General features: G+C 60.9%; 16 protein-coding genes. 9 read left to right on the top strand and 7 right to left on the bottom strand.

What is annotated here, in order from left to right; translation table 11 throughout:
* Positions 1-1606: 1606 nt before the first annotated feature.
* Positions 1607-2518 carry a helix-turn-helix transcriptional regulator gene (locus AQ610_RS19255; RefSeq protein WP_231748972.1) on the top strand — a complete coding sequence of 304 codons (912 nt, stop codon included), beginning with the start codon at positions 1607-1609 and terminating at the stop codon, positions 2516-2518.
* Positions 2519-2787: 269 nt separating this feature from the next.
* Here AQ610_RS19255 and AQ610_RS19250 read toward each other — a convergent pair whose 3' ends face one another.
* From AQ610_RS19250 to AQ610_RS19240, 3 genes are all read right to left on the bottom strand, one after another.
* Positions 2788-3882 carry an IS5-like element ISButh5 family transposase gene (locus AQ610_RS19250; RefSeq protein WP_006029868.1) on the bottom strand — a complete coding sequence of 365 codons (1095 nt, stop codon included), beginning with the start codon at positions 3880-3882 and terminating at the stop codon, positions 2788-2790.
* 116 nt (positions 3883-3998) lie between these two features.
* Positions 3999-4809, bottom strand: a protein-coding gene (locus AQ610_RS34145; protein ID WP_085954782.1) for an IS5 family transposase whose coding sequence is annotated in 2 segments (ribosomal slippage) — positions 3999-4461 and positions 4460-4809 — 813 coding nt in all. Because the reading frame shifts where the segments join, the coding sequence is not laid out codon by codon here.
* Positions 4810-4940: 131 nt separating this feature from the next.
* Positions 4941-6164, bottom strand: coding sequence for an IS110 family RNA-guided transposase (locus tag AQ610_RS19240; protein WP_043283425.1), 1224 nt, complete (start codon positions 6162-6164; stop codon positions 4941-4943).
* Between the two features lie 317 nt (positions 6165-6481).
* Here AQ610_RS19240 and AQ610_RS34140 point away from each other — a divergent pair.
* A protein-coding gene (locus AQ610_RS34140; RefSeq protein ID WP_085954769.1) for an IS5 family transposase occupies positions 6482-7299 on the top strand; the annotation gives its coding sequence in 2 pieces (ribosomal slippage) (positions 6482-6830 and positions 6830-7299; 819 coding nt in all).
* A gap of 108 nt (positions 7300-7407) precedes the next feature.
* Here the strand turns inward: AQ610_RS34140 and AQ610_RS36225 are convergent.
* The 4 genes from AQ610_RS36225 to AQ610_RS19230 are packed head-to-tail and all read right to left on the bottom strand — an operon-like array spanning position 7408 to position 8422.
* The gene (locus AQ610_RS36225) at positions 7408-7569 is read right to left on the bottom strand and encodes a hypothetical protein (RefSeq protein WP_156436730.1); all 162 of its coding nucleotides are present in this window, start codon (positions 7567-7569) and stop codon (positions 7408-7410) included.
* Positions 7570-7592: 23 nt separating this feature from the next.
* Positions 7593-7727 (bottom strand): hypothetical protein, encoded by a 135-nt coding sequence (locus tag AQ610_RS37940; RefSeq protein WP_006029646.1) that lies wholly within the window; start codon positions 7725-7727, stop codon positions 7593-7595.
* Between the two features lie 30 nt (positions 7728-7757).
* Positions 7758-8180: a type II toxin-antitoxin system VapC family toxin gene (locus AQ610_RS19235; protein ID WP_043283366.1), complete on the bottom strand. Its 423-nt coding sequence runs from the start codon at positions 8178-8180 to the stop codon at positions 7758-7760.
* Positions 8171-8422 carry a type II toxin-antitoxin system Phd/YefM family antitoxin gene (locus AQ610_RS19230; protein WP_038740916.1) on the bottom strand — a complete coding sequence of 84 codons (252 nt, stop codon included), beginning with the start codon at positions 8420-8422 and terminating at the stop codon, positions 8171-8173. The genes AQ610_RS19235 and AQ610_RS19230 overlap by 10 nt, the downstream gene beginning before the upstream one ends.
* Before the next feature lie 1005 nt (positions 8423-9427).
* On the opposite strand from AQ610_RS19230, the gene AQ610_RS19225 reads away from it, so the two are divergent.
* The 7 genes from AQ610_RS19225 (at position 9428) to hutH (ending at position 16067) form a co-directional block, all read left to right on the top strand.
* A complete protein-coding gene (locus tag AQ610_RS19225; RefSeq protein ID WP_043283365.1) occupies positions 9428-10255 on the top strand; it encodes a transporter substrate-binding domain-containing protein in 828 nt (275 codons plus the stop codon).
* 91 nt (positions 10256-10346) lie between these two features.
* On the top strand, positions 10347-10994 hold the full coding sequence (locus tag AQ610_RS19220) for an amino acid ABC transporter permease (protein ID WP_043283364.1): 648 nt from the start codon (positions 10347-10349) through the stop codon (positions 10992-10994).
* A 9-nt stretch (positions 10995-11003) separates the two neighbouring features.
* Complete coding sequence (locus tag AQ610_RS19215) at positions 11004-11657, top strand: amino acid ABC transporter permease (RefSeq protein WP_009916459.1); 654 nt, start codon at positions 11004-11006, stop codon at positions 11655-11657.
* 26 nt (positions 11658-11683) lie between these two features.
* Positions 11684-12547: an amino acid ABC transporter ATP-binding protein gene (locus AQ610_RS19210; RefSeq protein WP_043283363.1), complete on the top strand. Its 864-nt coding sequence runs from the start codon at positions 11684-11686 to the stop codon at positions 12545-12547.
* Complete coding sequence (hisC, locus tag AQ610_RS19205; protein WP_006029639.1) at positions 12544-13686, top strand: histidinol-phosphate transaminase; 1143 nt, start codon at positions 12544-12546, stop codon at positions 13684-13686. Before AQ610_RS19210 ends, hisC begins: the two co-directional genes overlap by 4 nt.
* Entirely contained in the window at positions 13683-14474 is a 792-nt protein-coding gene (gene hutC, locus AQ610_RS19200; RefSeq protein WP_374189339.1) for a histidine utilization transcriptional repressor HutC, read from the top strand. Before hisC ends, hutC begins: the two co-directional genes overlap by 4 nt.
* A gap of 42 nt (positions 14475-14516) precedes the next feature.
* Positions 14517-16067, top strand: coding sequence for a histidine ammonia-lyase (gene hutH / locus AQ610_RS19195; protein WP_009916457.1), 1551 nt, complete (start codon positions 14517-14519; stop codon positions 16065-16067).
* The last annotated feature ends 111 nt before the right edge of the window (positions 16068-16178 follow it).

Raw genomic sequence — 16178 nt, 5'->3', positions numbered from 1 at the left:
GATGTCGCTTTCCTATTTTGGCTTTCGTTCCGGCTGGCGGTGCAGACGCGCCGAAGGAGACCGCATGCCGCCGCGCGCGGAGAACGAAGTGCGCGCCATCCTTTTCGCTCGGCGCGTCGCACGTGGGAGTCATCGGGCTTCATGCGCCGGCGCACTGTCACGCATCCGTCCGTGGGTAGTTCTCGACTGACACTGAAAACTTGCCAGCTCACATCGGAAATCATCGAGTATCTCCTTGTCACACCTACATCAATATCCGGCTGCGCAACAACATTCGCGATCACGTCGACTGCGAGCCGCTGCCGCTCGAAATCGGACATGTCACGAGCCGAGCATCGACGGCTTGCCGGGCGCCGCCTCGTGAATGACAGGGCCGTCGGTGAAGGTTTCTTGCCATGAATGGCTGCGGTACGCGCGCCTCGACGCGCGCGCCGCATGAAAAGACATGCGACTGCGCGCGTACGAACAAAATGCGAGCGGCTCCGACTTAACCTCGCTGTTCAGATGAGCAGCGCTTCGGATCTTGACCACTCGAGCAACTCTTTATCGAATATGCGCTTACATTGTCTATAACCGCGTTTCCTCGTCCCCATCTCCATTGCGGAAATTTGCTGAAAATTGCTCTCGATCCATCTCGATTCATTGGAAACATGCACATAGCCAACATCTAATTGATCGTCAATTGACAACGATTGACAACCAGTCGCAAATTATTTTCCATGTTAAGGTTGATTGCCTCACATTTGGTACATTCCGCCATTCGTTTAGCGATGCATTCCCGGCCGCTCGTGACGCCCACGATTCAGCGACGCGGCATCGTCCAACGTATCGAGCTCCCGCATCTGCCTCGCCCTCCCTGCGCTGCCGGCGCACGAGACCCATGCGCGGCAAGGCAGACGCAACGCACGCCCGGGCTGATCGAGGGACGAGCCGGGAAATCGGCAAGAAAGCAACATTGTCTGCCCTTGGCGCGATTGCACGAGGGCACATGCCAATATGGCGGAAAGTCCCTCGCAATTGGGGCGCGCCGCATCAGTGCACGCGCATTGCTTCATTACATCCACGCTGCATTCCGAATAATAGAATGCAATCCGAAAAAGTCATTTTTATCTCGTGAGACGGCCATCTAATTTATGAAGCGCTGATTTCGATTTGAACGTTTTTTGTTTATATAAGTCATATGGTGCTGATGGTCACAAGCCAACAGGAAAATACAAAACGGCTATCGGAAGCCGCTCACCGATATTCGCCATTGATTCCCGTCTGTCAGCGAATGAAAAGTGATTCTTCGTCATCCCAAACAAGGAGCCCGAAAGATGCGCACAGCGACTTCTTAAATCAAACACCCGCTTCGCCCACGTCAAAGCGAGTTCGCGCGAGTCCGCAGGAAGCGCCTACGCTCGCTCACCGCCTTCGAATCAGGCCGCATAGCATTGGATCATGCGCTACGACATCACACATTCCGCCTCACTCCATCCTGTGCCTCCCGGCTCTGTTCGAGCGCTTCCCCGCGGAACACGTCGAGCATTACGCAAAGCGCCCCTTTTCGCCCGAGCTTTCACCCGTGACTCCGTTTGTTGCAAGCATAAGAAAATTGAGGCCACCCATGCATTCCGTCACTACCCGCGACAACATCCCCGTCTCAGCCGATGCGCCCACATGGCTTCACTATCAAGACCGCGATCATGCGAGAGTGATCCCGCTCATGCAGACCGACATATGCGGCATGTACCGGTGCGAAGTGTTGTCCGAGACATACCAGGTCGAGATCGAAAGCAATCGCCACCTGTTTTTCCTATACGACCGGCGCGCCGTGTCCACGGGCAGCACGTGGATCGACGGGCGGCGCGTCGCAGGGCCGCGCCGGCTCGACGTCGGGCTCGACTACTTGCCGCCGCTGCATGCGCTCCGTTGCAAGGGCGGCTCGGGCGGCAAGGTCAGCTATTTCATATTTGCCGTGAATGCTCGCGAAATGGGCTTCGTGGACAGCGCGTCCTCAATGCTCAAGCCGGCGATGAACGTCACCGGCGACGTGCTGCTCAAGCTCATGCGGCACATCGTGGACACAGCGACCAATCGCCACAAATGGCCGTACTTTCACGATCACATGGCAGTCGCGCTGCTGTCCGAGATGCTCCGGCTTCAATCGACCGAAGACAACGCGAGCGGCAAGAGATTCTCCAGCGCGCAGCACCAAAGACTGACCCATCACATCGACGAAAATCTGAATTCGTCGATCACTTTGAGGGACCTGGCTGGCGTGGTCGGGCTAAGCGTGTACCATTTTTCCCGTACGTTCAAGCATCATTTCGGCGTGTCGCCGTGCAAATACATCACGGAAAGAAGAATCGAGAAAGCTAAACGGCTGATGCGTCGGGGAAATATGCGGCTGCTGGACATCGCGATCGAAGTCGGCTTCCAAAGCAACACTCAGCTGTCGCGCTCGTTCCGCCGGGTCACCGGGCAATCTCCGCGCTGCTATCTGATGTCCGTTGACGAAGTCGCGCAAAGTACGTAGATCGAAATACAGTCGTCACAATTTGGCTGACAACGATGTTGTCTCGCGTCGCAGTCGCTCGTGCTGCGCGACTCATACTTGGTCGAGTAGCCCAAGGGAATCGCACCCTTAGCAGGCTGTTGAAAAGCGCCTCGTTTTGATGGCTGGGGCACTGTTTAAAAGGGTTTCGTATGCGATTGGCTGCTGAGTTGCGGATAAATCGTCGCGGCTGCCCTGCTGGCGAGCGGGCCAGCAGGCGCGTTGCCGCGCGACGGTCGCGTTTGGGCGGCTCATTTCACTGCTCCCTGCGGCACCGCCGCCAGTATTCGGGCCATTCGAGTCAGGTTGCTCGCCAGCATCGTCAACTTGAAGTGCTGGTCGACTCGCTTGATGCCGCGATACACGGTCTGTCGAATCCTGCCGACGGTCTTGCCCCAGCCGAAGTGCTCCTCGATGCGTTTGCGAATCACCTGGCTGATGCCGTAGCCGACGTGCCGCGACGTGCGCCCGTCGATCGCGCTACCGCCCTGATGCGCGTCGTTGCGTGCGACATGCGGCGTCACCTTGCGCGCACGACAATCCCGCACAAAGTCGCGCATGTCATAACCCTTGTCGGCCCCAAGCGTCTTGGCATGACGGCCTGGCACGCAATCGAGCAGGCGCAATGCGCTCGCGCGTTCGCCAAAGCCATCGGCATGGCTGACCACCGCGCCAACCACCAAACCCGAACGGTTCTCCATCAGGATGTGCCCCTGGTAACACAGGATGGACGGCGTGCCTTTGCTCTTCCTGAACAGCCGCGCATCCGGATCGGTGCTCGACTCGTGAGTCTCGTTGCTGCGCCGCTTGCCCTTCCAGTCGGTGTCGACATTGCGGCCGCCACCGGCCGGCGGATCGTCCGAACCGTCCTTGGGCCGGAAGCTCTTGTGGCTGGCCCACGCCTGGATCAGCGTGCCATCGACCGAGAAGTGTTCTCTGGACAGCAGCCCTTGCTTGTCGGCCAAGCTCATGACTTCGGTAAAGAACGCTTCGACCACTTCGTGCTCGAGCAGACGATCGCGGTTCTTCGAGAACACCGAGTGGTCCCAGACGGCGTCTTCGATCGCCAACCCGACGAACCAACGAAACAGCAAGTTGTAGCGCATCTGCTCCATCAGCATGCGCTCGCTGCGCACCGAATAAAACACTTGCAGCAGCAACGCACGCAGCAGCTTCTCAGGCGCAATCGAGGCTCGACCGCTGTCTGCATAGATCGTGCTGAACAGCCCGTTGAGCCGCTTCAACGCCTGATTGACCAGCAGCCGAAGCGGCCGCAGCGGGTGATCGGCCGGCACGAAGTCTTCCAGCTTCACCGTCGTGAACAGCGGTTCTTGCATCTCGTCCATTCCGCGCATCGCTCTCGTCTGCCCAAGATCATGAACACGATATCTCTAACGCACCGCCCGCAGCGCCCGTTTACACCGTATCCAATTTCAACAGCCTGTTAGAAGCTGTTGCGAAATTAATTGGACGCTGTCTTGAGTTTGTTCCAGCAAATCAAGCAGCAGGCGAGCGAGAGGAATGCCTCATGCACGTGTGCGTACCGTTCGTAGCGAATCTTGAGCCGTCTGAATGCATGAAGCCAGGCAAAGGAACGTTCAATGAACCAGCGTGTTTTACCGAGGCCACTGCCATGAGGCGAACCGATTTTGGCAAGCAAGGGCGTGATGCCTCGTTCGCGCAGACGTTGCCGGTGCGGCTCGGAACTGTAGCCTCGGTCACCCTGAACAATTTTCGGTTTACGCAGAGGACGTCCGCGTTTTCCTCGAATGGGAGGAATCGCCTCGACCAACGCATCGAGTTGCGTGATGTCGTTGCAATTCGCGGCGGTCAGGATGACCGCGAGCGGGATGCCTTGCGCGTCGACGATGAGGTGGTGCTTGCTGCCAAGCTTGCGCCGGTCCGTTGGGTTCGGTCCGGTTTTTTCCCGCCAGCATCGCGCGAACCGACGAACTGTCGACGAGCGCACGCGAGAGGTCGATTTCGCCACGGCGACGCAACTCGGCCAGCAGCGTCTCGTGGATGCGTTGCCAGACGCCGGCCTCTTGCCATGCAACCAGCCGTCGCCAGCACGCCGTGCCTGAGCCGCAGCCCATTTCCTGCGGCAGCAGATTCCAGGCGATGCCCGAGCGCAGCACGAATACGATGCCGGTCAGCACCGCCCGGTCCGGTGTCGGTTTGCGTCCCGCATATCGGCGGTTCCGCGGCGCTCGCTTCGGCAGCAAAGGTTCGATGAGTGACCACAGCTCGTCGTCTATCAGTTCTTTGCGCATCGCTTCCTGGCAGGCAAAACAAGACAGGAAGTTAACACCCTCTCGAAAAAGTTAACAGACCTAATTCGTAATTTCGCAACAGCTTCTTAGAGACGGTTTCAAAAAGAGTCCAAGGGGCTGGTAAGAAGCGTTCATGAGTCAGGCGTCGGCTGGGGCTGATAGCCCAGATCGGCAAGCCGCTTGAGCAGGCGCTGGATGGTTTTTCCGGCGTCAAGCCGACAGAAGTAGTCTGCACCGAGGTCTGCATAGATGACTCCGTTGGACAGCATGTGCCAGACCGCTGTGAGGATGGACGCGGCGACGGCGAGGATGGCTTTCTTGGGACCGCGTCTTGCCTTGATACGCAGGAACTGGGCGTGCAGGTAGGTGCTTTTCACCCGTACGGCGGCCCAGGCGGCGGTGACGAGCGCGGTTTTCAGCCACGTGGCGCTTTTGCGCACGCGGGTGCTTCGGCGTTTGCCGGCGCTCTCATCGTTCCGCGGACAGAGGCCTGCCCAGGAGATCAGGTGGGCGGCATCGGGGAAGCGGGTCATGTCGGCGCCGACCTCGGCCAGGATGACCTGGGCGGTCACGTCACTCACGCCGGGGATAGTGCTCAGCAGGCGGACGCATTGCCGGATCGGTGCCAGCGCTTTTCCCAGGGTGACGTCCAGTTCGGCGAGGGTGTGTTGCAGGGCCTCGATGACGCCCAGGTGAAGCTTGAGTAGCGTCCGGTGATGAGCGGTAATGCGCCCACGCAGTGCCTCACGCAGTTCGGGCATTTTCTTGCGTGCGTTGCCCTGGGCGAGCGCAGCGAGTCGTTCAGGATCGTCCTCGCCAGCGACGATGGCGTCGAGCATGGCGCGGCCACTGCAACCGAGCACGTTTGATAGCACGCTGCCCAGTTTCAGGTTCGCATCCTCAAGCACCTTCTGGATGCGCAGGCTGTGCTGGGCGATCTCGCGCACGAGCTGTTTGCGCGTGCGGGTGAGGTCGCGTAACTCCTGTGTCGCAGCAGGCGGCACGAAGCTGGAGCGGATCAGGCCGTGTGCGAGCAGGTCGGCGATCCACGTCGCGTCATTCACGTCCGTCTTGCGTCCGGGGACGTTGCGGATGTGCCTGGCATTGGCCAGGACCAGCTCGAACCGGCCTTCGAGGATGTGCCAGACCGGTTTCCAATAAATGCCAGTCGCTTCCATGGCGACGTGCGTGCAGCCGTGCAGGCCAAGCCAGTCGGCCAGCGCTAGCAGTCCGCTCGTGGTGGCAGCGAAGCTGCGCACCTCGTGACACTGCGGCGCGGACACGCAGCGCACGCAGGCCACGATGGTGTCCTTGTGCACGTCGAGTCCAGCGCAGCGAGGATAGAGAACCTGCATAGTGACCTCCTGCCAGATCAATGGCAGCGGCACAGCAGCCCTCGTAATCGAATTCTGGTAAGCGTGCTCGCGGGCATGACCGCCCGTCGTCACAATCCGGGGTGCGCGCAGGACTGCGGGTCCAACTGTTAAGCGGGCTCGGGGCACCATTCCCCAGGCCGACCTCGTTTGCCGCCGCGTGCCCATGTTACCCCGGCGTGGGTAGCAATCGTGAATCGTGCGCTTCATCCTTCGGGGTCGGGCCAAGCCCGATGAACAACTGTTAACTTTTTCAGCATCCTGTTAACCTTGGCCGTCGTGACAGACGGGCCAAGGAGATGGGTAAGCCAATCATTGATGACGAACTGTGGGCACTGGTCGAACCACTGCTACCTCCGCCAAAGCCGCGCCGCTTCAAGTACCCCGGTCGCAAGCCGGTAGCGGACCGTGCGGCTTTGACGGGCATCCTTTTTGTGCTGAAGACGGGCATTCGTTGGCGCGACTTACCGTCCGAAATGGGATGCGGCTCAGGCGTAAGTTGTTGGCGCAGGCTGCGCGATTGGCAGCAAGCCGGTGTGTGGGATCGACTGCACGCGGTGCTGCTGGCGAAACTGCGAGCAGCCGAGAAGATCGACTTCTCCCGTGTGGTCGTCGACTCATCGTCGATTCGTGCGGTTGGGGCGGGCGAAAAACTGGCCCGAACCCCACCGATCGAGCTCGACCCGGGTCGAAGCACCACATCGCCACCGACGCCAACGGAACGCCGATCGCGGCAATCCTGACCGGCGCCAATCGTAACGACGTCACCCAACTGGTTCCGCTGATCGAGGCCATTGTGCCGATCGGCGGCGTGCGTGGACGGCCTCTGAGCCGTCCTGCCCGCGTCTACGCCGACCGTGGTTACGACCACGACAAATACCGACGCATCCTTCACGAGCGCAACATCCCCACCAGCATCGCGCGGCGCGGTCAGCCGCACGGTAGTGGCCTTGGAAAAGTCCGTTGGGTCGTCGAACGTACTCATGCTTGGCTGCATCATTTCCGCCGTCTACGTATTCGCTTTGAACGTCGCGCCGACATTCACGAAGCGTTCCTCAAACTCGGCTGCTGCCTGATCTGCTGGAATACCCTGCGGCGAGCCCAGCAGTCTTTATGAAACCGTCTCTTAGATACTGGAAGGTGTCGCGGGGCGGTGTAAAGGAGCCGGGGATGCGCGGCGAGATAGAACGCGATCTTGAACGACTGGCACTCGTTCTCAAGCAGATCAGGGCGCTTGAAGTGCAGCAAGAGCAACAGGTTCACAGTGGTGTGTAACCGACGGTCGCGCGGCTGACGGCAACGCGTCGAGCACGCCAGTGTACGTATCGAGGCCGGCGGTGCTCAGCTGGGCGTCCACCTGGGCGATCGCTTCGGTTTGGGTGTTCATCGTGATCTCCGGTATCGAGGCGGTTAGGCGGTGCCGATCCTGGCGGCGCACGCATCGGCCAGGGCGCGCACGTCGGCGGCCACCGCTTTCCAGGCGAGCTGGCAGCGCGTGACCTGATCGTCAGGCGCATCCATCAGCAGTTCGTCGACCGTTTTCATCGTCGCTCCTGGCAAAGGCGTTTCGTTCAGCTAACTGACGCCGGCGCTCGTCGGGACGACCACGCTCAGTCCCGGCAGGTCCGCGAAATCCGCCACATTCAGCGTCATCAGCACGTAACCGTGCTCGATCGCCTGCGCGGCGATCCACAGATCGTTGTAGCGCGGGCGCGGCGAGCGGCCCGTCTGCTTGACGGCGGCTGCCAGCACGCCGAACGCGGCCGCGGTGTGACGCGTGACGTCGAGCACGGGCCGCCGCTCGAGCTGGCGCAGGTGCGCGGCGCGTCGCGCGCGCTCGGCCGCATCCGCGCAGGACTGCACACCGAACGCCAGTTCGCCGAGCGAGATCGTCGAGATGAACACCGGTGCGTCGCCGGCTGCGTCGATCACAGCACGCGGCGCCACCATCCCTCCAGCGAGCCCCACCCATACGCAGCTGTCGATGATCACGCCCACGGGTCTCGCACTCCGTCTTCGAAACCGGTGCGGCTGTCATGCAGCCAGCGAGCCGCGTCCTCGGCGCCGATCATCGGCAGACCGGCGAGCGCCTGCGCGGCGTTCATGGCGGGTTCGGCGGGCACCAGGCGCGCGATCACGGTCTGGTTGCGTTCGACCACGATGGTCTCACCGTGCCGGGCGACCTGGTCGAGGATCTGGCGGGTGTGGCGCGCCAGATCGGTGGCGGTGATGGTGGGCATGATGGCCTCCTGATACACTGAATATGTATTATACGTATTCGGAAAGGCCGAAAGCAAGGTAGATTCCGGCCCTATGGGGTTTTCACGCATTAAACGCAATGCCGCTAACTCCCATTAGCGGCATTGATCGCTGTCTGCCGTTGGCATATGTAGGTCCGACCGCCGGCTGGCAGGAGAATGCTGCCAGTCGTCGCGGTTGTTGCACGGGTGAGCTACAGTTATCGTCTAACAAACAGCGTTCGCGAGCGCAGGATGAACTTCGAACTACTGGTTTGGATTCAACACCCCATCTATAAGGATCCCGAAGAACGCAGCATGTGACTTTCATCGCACTGCGCTCGAGCACAGCATTAAGCGTCGCACTGACGCCGGTCTCGCCAACTGCGCGAGCCCTTCGCAAGCATCACATTGTTGATTCGCCTCACATCCGTTGCGCATGCGGAACTTGCCTAGCCTCCACGCCGCATTGCGGCTCGCAGCGTCACCACACATCGTCACCGAGTCGTGGCGTCTTTGGACGAGTACATTGTCCTTGGAGCTTCAGACCCGGTAGTTACCCACCGCGCCTGTCCAAGTAGGCAACTGCTGGTCGTACAGCAGGTCACGGCACGTCAAGCTGTGCGTGACAAGGCACAAGCGAGCTTTACCGACAACTACATGCCGCTTGACGCGCGGCTGACGGCGACACGTGTCGCACTGCTCTGCAGAGCATAACCACCATTACCGGCCGACCCTCATTCACCATCCCGCGAACGCAGGACAGTTCCGGAAATATCAAGACAACAAGGCCGCATACCCATCCCGCAGGTTGGAGGCCCCAGAACGGCGCGGTATATACCACTCCAAAAAACTACCGTACAACCACGGGTAAACGATGCAAAAAAGCCACCACCTCCCTAAAATTGGCTGTATATACTGCGCCCAACATGTATAGACCGAGAGACGCAGTGGTGGGGCTGAGGGCCACGATCCCGCCAATCCATTCATTCCCTCTGGAGAAATTCGATGAAGCGTGTCACTGGTTGGAAACGATATGTGTTGGCATTGGCCTTGGGTGCGGCAAGTGTGTCCGCCTTCGCCGAAGACGAACTGGCAAAGGTCAGGAAAGCCGGTGAGCTGGTTGTCGGCACCGAAATGCAGTTCGCCCCGTTCGACTTCCTGGAAAACGGTCAGCAGGCAGGATTCAACAAGGATCTGTTCGCTGAGGTCGGCAACGAACTGCGTGTAAAGGTACGCTTCATCGACCTGCCGTGGGCAAGCGTGCTGCCCGGCCTCGAAGCGGGCAAGTTCGACATGGTCGGCGGCCCCCTGACTGTGACGAAGGCACGCATGGATCGTTACGCGTATACGCTGCCGATCGCCGATGCAACCGATGCTCTGCTCAAACGCACCGGCGACGCGTCGATCAGGCAATCATCGGATATTGGTGGCAAGACGGTCGGCGCACAAAAGGGTTCAGCACAGTTAGACCAACTGAAGAGCTATGCAGCGACACTGCCGAAGCCGCCTGAAATCCGCGAGTACGTGGACAATAACCAGGCATATGCAGATCTGGCCACTGGCCGCATCGTGGCTGTCGCGAATTCGGTAACGAACATCGCCTATGTCGCGAAGCAGCGACCGGGCGTGTTCTCCGTGGTGCAGCCGTCGTTCGGCGCGAAGGTCTACTACGCGTATTGCATGCGCAAGGATGCGAGCAGCAAGTCACTCCTCGACGCGTTCGACGCCGCCCTCGTTAAGATTCAGGCCGACGGACGTCTCGCTGCGTTGCAGAAGAAGTGGCTTGGCGTCGCGATGGACATGCCGTCCACGCTGCCGACCCCAAGTTATTGAACCCGACACCACCGGGGTCCGTGCGCGGGTAGCTCCCGGCTGCCCGCACGCATACCCGTCCGGCGGCATGATCTTTCAGACGCCATTTGCCATGTTCGACCTGACCACCTTCATGCAATCCATGCCGCTCCTCGGGAAGGCAGCCCTCACTACAGTGGGCGTCTCGCTGGCCGGGCTTGTCTTCGGCTTCTTCATCGGCCTTGCCGTTTGTGCCTCGCGGTTATCCCCAAATCGCTCGATAAGTGCAATCGGAGCCGCGTACGTATTTGTGTTCCGCGGAGTGCCGCTGCTCGTACAACTTCTGCTCGTGTACTACCTGCTGCCGTTCGTGGGCATCAATGTGCCACCGCTCGTCGCAGCAGTCAGCGCCGTGTCGCTATGCTCCGCTGCGTACGTTGCGGAGATTCTGCGGGGCGGATTCCTGAGCGTCCCATACGGGCACATTGAGGCCGCGCGAATGCTTGGCATGCGCGCGTTCGCCACGCTCTGGCGTATTAAAGTACCGCAGGCAACACGACTCACACTGCCGTCGCTCGCGAACGAAATGGTGCTGCTCATCAAGGCCTCGTCGTTGATCTCGGTTGTCGGCGTCGCCGAAGTCACCCGCACTGCGCAGAACATCGCCGCCAGCACCTACCGGCCGCTCGAAGCCTACCTGGCCGCTGGCCTGATCTACTTCGTGATCAACGGCACGCTCGCGGCTTTCGCTCATCTGGCCGAACATCGACTGCACGCCTGAGGTCACGCAATGAAACAGTTCGACCCTGCCGTCATTACGCAGAACCTGCATCCCATCCTCTCCGGCTTTGGCGTCACCATCGGCACCTGGACCGCCGGCGTGGCGATCGGCATCGCGATCGGCTTCGTCGTTGCCGTACTCCAACTCTTCAGCAATCGCTGGATCCGCGGCGTGTTGCGCGCCTATATCGAGTGCTTCAGGAGCACCCCGTTCCTTGTACAGCTCTTCATCCTGTACTACGGGGGCCCCGCACTGGGACTCACACTCGGCCCTGTCACCGCCGGCGTTCTCGGCCTCGGCCTCTATGGAGGGGCCTACTTTGCCGAAGCTTTCCGCTCCGGATTTCGCTCGATCCCGCCCGGACACCTCGAGGCGGCTCAGTGTCTCGGACTGTCCCGCTGGCAGACGGTGTGGCGCGTGCAACTACCTCAGATGCTCGTGCTGATCGTGCCCGCACTCACCAACCTGACGATCGTGCTGAGCAAGGAAACTGCCGTCCTGTCCATCGTCACCGTGCCCGAGCTCACGTTCGTGCTGACCGGCATCGGCTCCGAAACGTTCGCTTTCGTGGAAACACTGCTCGTCCTGTGCGTCTGCTATCTCGCGCTGGTCGAATTCACGTCACGCGCCGGCGCCTGGGTCGAAACTCGTCTCGCCCGTTGATGCGCCCATTCGAGGACTCAAGTCAGATGAACGTTCTAACCGATATCACCGCATCTTCCGCCCATGCGCTGTCTGCCTCAGACGCTGCACCGCTTATCGAGGTTCGCGAACTCGGGAAGAGGTTCGGCGAGGTCGAAGTGCTGTGCGGTGTCGACCTGGAGATCAGGAAATCAGAAGTAGCCTGCATTATCGGGCCGTCCGGGTCCGGCAAGAGCACGCTACTGCGCTGCCTTGCCGCGCTCGAAAACTACGACCGCGGGGAGGTGCGGATCGAAGGCGAATTGCTCGGCTATTCGATCCGCAACGGTCGACGCGAGCGCGCGTCGCTGGCAGAGATCAACCGGGTACGGCGCAACGTCGGCATGGTGTTCCAACAGTTCAACCTGTGGCCGCACATGACCGCGCTCGGCAACGTCACCGAGGCGTTGCAGCGCGTGCGCGGCCTGTCGCGCGACGAATCGCGCCGGCGTGGTATGGCGATGCTGGAGACTGTCGGGCTCGCTCACAAGGCCGACGCGCATCCGTCGAAGCTCTCGGGCGGTCAGCAGCAGCGCGTCGCGATAGCTCGGGCATTGGCGATGGAGCCGCACATCATGCTGTTCGATGAGCCGACGTCAGCACTCGATCCTGAACTCGTCGGAGAAGTCCTGCAGGTCATGAAGCAGCTTGCCCGCGAAGGCATGACGATGGTCGTGGTTACGCATGAAATGGGATTCGCCGCGCAGGTCGCCAACAAGGTCGTGTTCATCGACCAGGGCCGCATCGCCGTTCAGGGCTCGCCGGATGATGTTTTTCACGACACTACGCAGCCCCGGCTGCGCCAGTTCCTGCAGAACTACTTCGACCGCAACGCGTTCTGGACACAAAACAACGACAAGGATTCTGCATGACACCGACCGAAATGTTCATCGACGCCACCCGCTCCGAAGTGCGCGCGCTACCTGTCTACAACGCGGGGTTGTCGGCCGACTATGTCCGCGAGCACTTCGGCGTGACGCACGTCGCCAAACTCGCCAGCAACGAGAATCCGTTCGGTGCGAGCGCCCGTGTCGGCGATGCACTGGCGCAGGCACTGGCCGACGGCGTCAGCGTGTATCCCGATCCGGCGTGCAACATATTGCGTGCCGCGCTGGCCGCACAACTCGCAATCAACGGAGGACAGCTCTGCTTCGGCAACGGCTCGGAAGACCTGCTGTCAGTAGCCGCGCACGCATTTCTCGCGCCTGGTGATGAAGTCGTCACTGTCGCGCCGTCGTTCGGCCTGCACGTCATCTGCCCGAAAAGCGTCGGAGCCACAGTCAAGACCGTTCCGATGCGCGATTTCGAGTTCGACGTCGAGGCGCTTTGCGCGGCGCTGACGCCGCGCATCCGGATGCTAATCGTCAGCAATCCGTCGAATCCCGTCGGCTGCGCAATGAACGGTGGGCAGATTCGGCGACTGCTGTCCTGCGTGTCACCTGGCACCCTCGTGCTGTGGGACGAGGCCTACTACGAATATGCGCGCGTCGCCCCTGATTACGCAGATTGTCTGGTTTTGCTTGCCCAATCCGGGCTGCCGTGGCTCGTGCTGCGTACGTTCTCGAAAGCGTACGGACTCGCGGGGATGCGAATCGGCTACGGGATCGCGTCGGATACGCGACTTGCCGAGTTGCTGAACCGGGTACGCACCCCGTTCAACATCAATCACCTTGCGCAGTGCGCGGCGATAGCGGCGCTGTCGGACGTCGGGCACGTCGCGACGAGTGTCGAGCACGTTGGCAGGGAGCGAGAGCGGATGCGTGCATCACTGGTCGCGCTCGGCTATGCGCCGGCGCGCTCCTATGCAAATTTCCTGTTCTTCGATGCCCATGAGGACGCCGCCGCGCTGTCGCAACGGCTGCTGTCGGAAGGCGTAATCGTCAAGCCGTGGCGCGAGTCGGCGTACGATCGCTGTCTGCGTGTATCAATAGGCAGCATCAACGACAACGACATGTTTGTCGACGCGCTTGCACGCGTGCGAGACGATGCCAACACGAGGAGTCTGCGTTGAAAACCGCTGAACGCGATCCTATCTCGACCGGACAGCATGGAAAGTCAGTTTCGGCCCCTAACTCATCGTCGTTGGCTCGCTACGAGCAGGTCAAGGCGTACGTCCTCGACAGTATCGATTCCGGTGCGTGGCAGGCCGGCGACCGCATCCCGTCGGAGCTGAGTCTCGTAGACATGCTCGGTGTGTCGCGGATGACAATCAATCGAGCCTTGCGCGAGTTGAGCGACGACGGCGTGCTGACACGGCTATCGGGTGTCGGCACGTTCGTCGCCGAGGCCAGGCCCCAGTCAACCCTGCTGACGATCGCCCATATCGGCGACGAAATCCGTTCACGCGGCCATGAATACACTTTTTCGATCCTCCTGCAGACGCGGGAAACCGCTTCCGTCCAGGTGTCGAGCGCACTCGGACTCGGTCCGGGCGCCTCAGTGTTCCACGTGATCTGTGTTCACCGCGAAAACGGACTACCGGTGCAACTCGAAGACCGCTATGTGAATCCAGCCGCCGCACCGGATTTTCTCGCACAGGACTTCAACACCATCCGGCCTTCCGAGTACCTGTACAGCACGGTGCCCTTGGGCGAAGTCGAGCACGTCGTCGACGCGGGACTCGTAACGGCGACCGAGGCCACTCTGCTCGAAATCGCTGAGGGAGAGCCGTGTCTGACGCTCGTGCGCCGTACCTGGACCAACGGCAAGGCGGTCACCTTCGCGCGCTTCATTCATCCTGGTTCCCGGTACCGGCTGGGCTGCCGCTTCACCCCCGCTGCGACCCGGCGGCAGGGCTGATCTTAGCCATACTCCGTTCATCGCCTTTTGAAGCTGACCATTATGACCTCCATCGACCATCCGATTACCCTGATCCCCGGCGAAGTAGGACTTGACCAGTTACGCAAGATCGCGCGTAAGCCCGTGCGCATTGAAATCGATTCGCGCGCGCTTGCCAGCGCCGCACGCAGCCACGAAGTTGTCGACGACGTCATCGCGCGCGGCGCGGTGGTATATGGCATCAATACCGGGTTCGGAAAGATGGCGCAGACTGTCATCCCGTCCGACAAACTCGCTGAACTCCAGCGCAACCTCGTGCTGTCGCACAGTGTCGGCACCGGCCCGCTGCTCGAAGACAACACGGTACGCCTGATCATGGTGCTAAAGGCAATTAGTCTTGCACGCGGCCATTCTGGCGTCCGCCCGGAGGCCATTCAAGCGCTGGTGCGTCTGATCAACGCAGGGGTTTGCCCGTGCATCCCGGCTAAGGGATCGGTCGGGGCATCCGGCGACTTGGCGCCGCTCGCCCATATGACGTCGACGCTGATCGGTGTCGGCGACGCTCGCATCAACGGCGAACGCGTGACTGCGGCTGAGGCGCTCCGGCACGCCGGCGTCGAGCCGCTGCAGCTCGGACCTAAGGAGGGACTGGCGTTCCTGAACGGTACGCAGGTCTCGACGGCGCTCGCACTGATCGGCCTGTTTGCCGCAGAAGACATCTTCGCGGCCGCGGTGCTCGCGGGTTCTCTGTCGCTCGAAGCCATCAAGGGGTCGCTCGCGCCGTTCGATGCGCGTATTCACGCAGCGCGCGGACAGCGGGGGCAGATCGACGTTGCCGCGGCGTACCGGAGCTTGCTCGAAGCCAGCCCGATCGTCGCATCGCATCGTGACTGCGGTCGCGTGCAGGACCCTTATTCAATCCGGTGCCAACCGCAGGTCATGGGGGCATGCCTCGACAGCCTGCGTCACGCAGCCGAAGTGCTGCGCATCGAGGCCAACGCGGCCTCGGACAATCCGCTGGTATTCGCCGATCAGGGTGAAGTCCTGTCTGGCGGCAATTTCCACGCGGAGCCGGTCGCATTGGCGGCGGACAGCATCGCCGTTGCAATCTCCGAGATCGGCGCGCTGTCCGAGCGGCGCCTTGCTTTGTTGCTCGATGCCAATTTATCGGGCTTGCCACCTTTCCTCGTAAGCGACGGCGGGCTGCACTCGGGCTTCATGATCGCCCAAGTGACCGCTGCTGCACTCGCGTCCGAAAACAAGTCGCTCGCGCACCCGGCAAGCGTCGATAGCCTGCCGACTTCGGCCAACCAGGAAGATCACGTTTCGATGGCGACGTTCGCCGCCCGTCGCCTTGGCGAGATGGCAGAAAACACGGCCGTTGTGGTCGGCATCGAAGCGATGGCGGCCGCGCAGGGTATCGATTTTCATCGGCCACTTCGTTCGAGCGAAGCGCTCGAGCACGTAATCGGTGAGATCCGCAAGGACGTAGCCTTCTACGATAAGGATCGCTATTTCGCAGACGATATCGCCGCGATGAAGTCATGGGTAGCGCATATCGAGCCGCCGGAATCAGTGGCAAACAAGCTCCCCAGCCATTCGTCGATGAACTGACGGTCGGTTGCGTCGAGAAGTCGACACGAGAAGCCAATTGATTTGACGATCACTCATCCTGCGCTACATCAACGATGCGTATTTAGGGATACGAATTGCTAAACATGCGTC

Origin of the sequence: Burkholderia humptydooensis (assembly GCF_001513745.1) — a bacterium.
Lineage (GTDB): Bacteria > Pseudomonadota > Gammaproteobacteria > Burkholderiales > Burkholderiaceae > Burkholderia > Burkholderia humptydooensis.
This window is presented reverse-complemented; position numbering and strand designations above follow the sequence as displayed.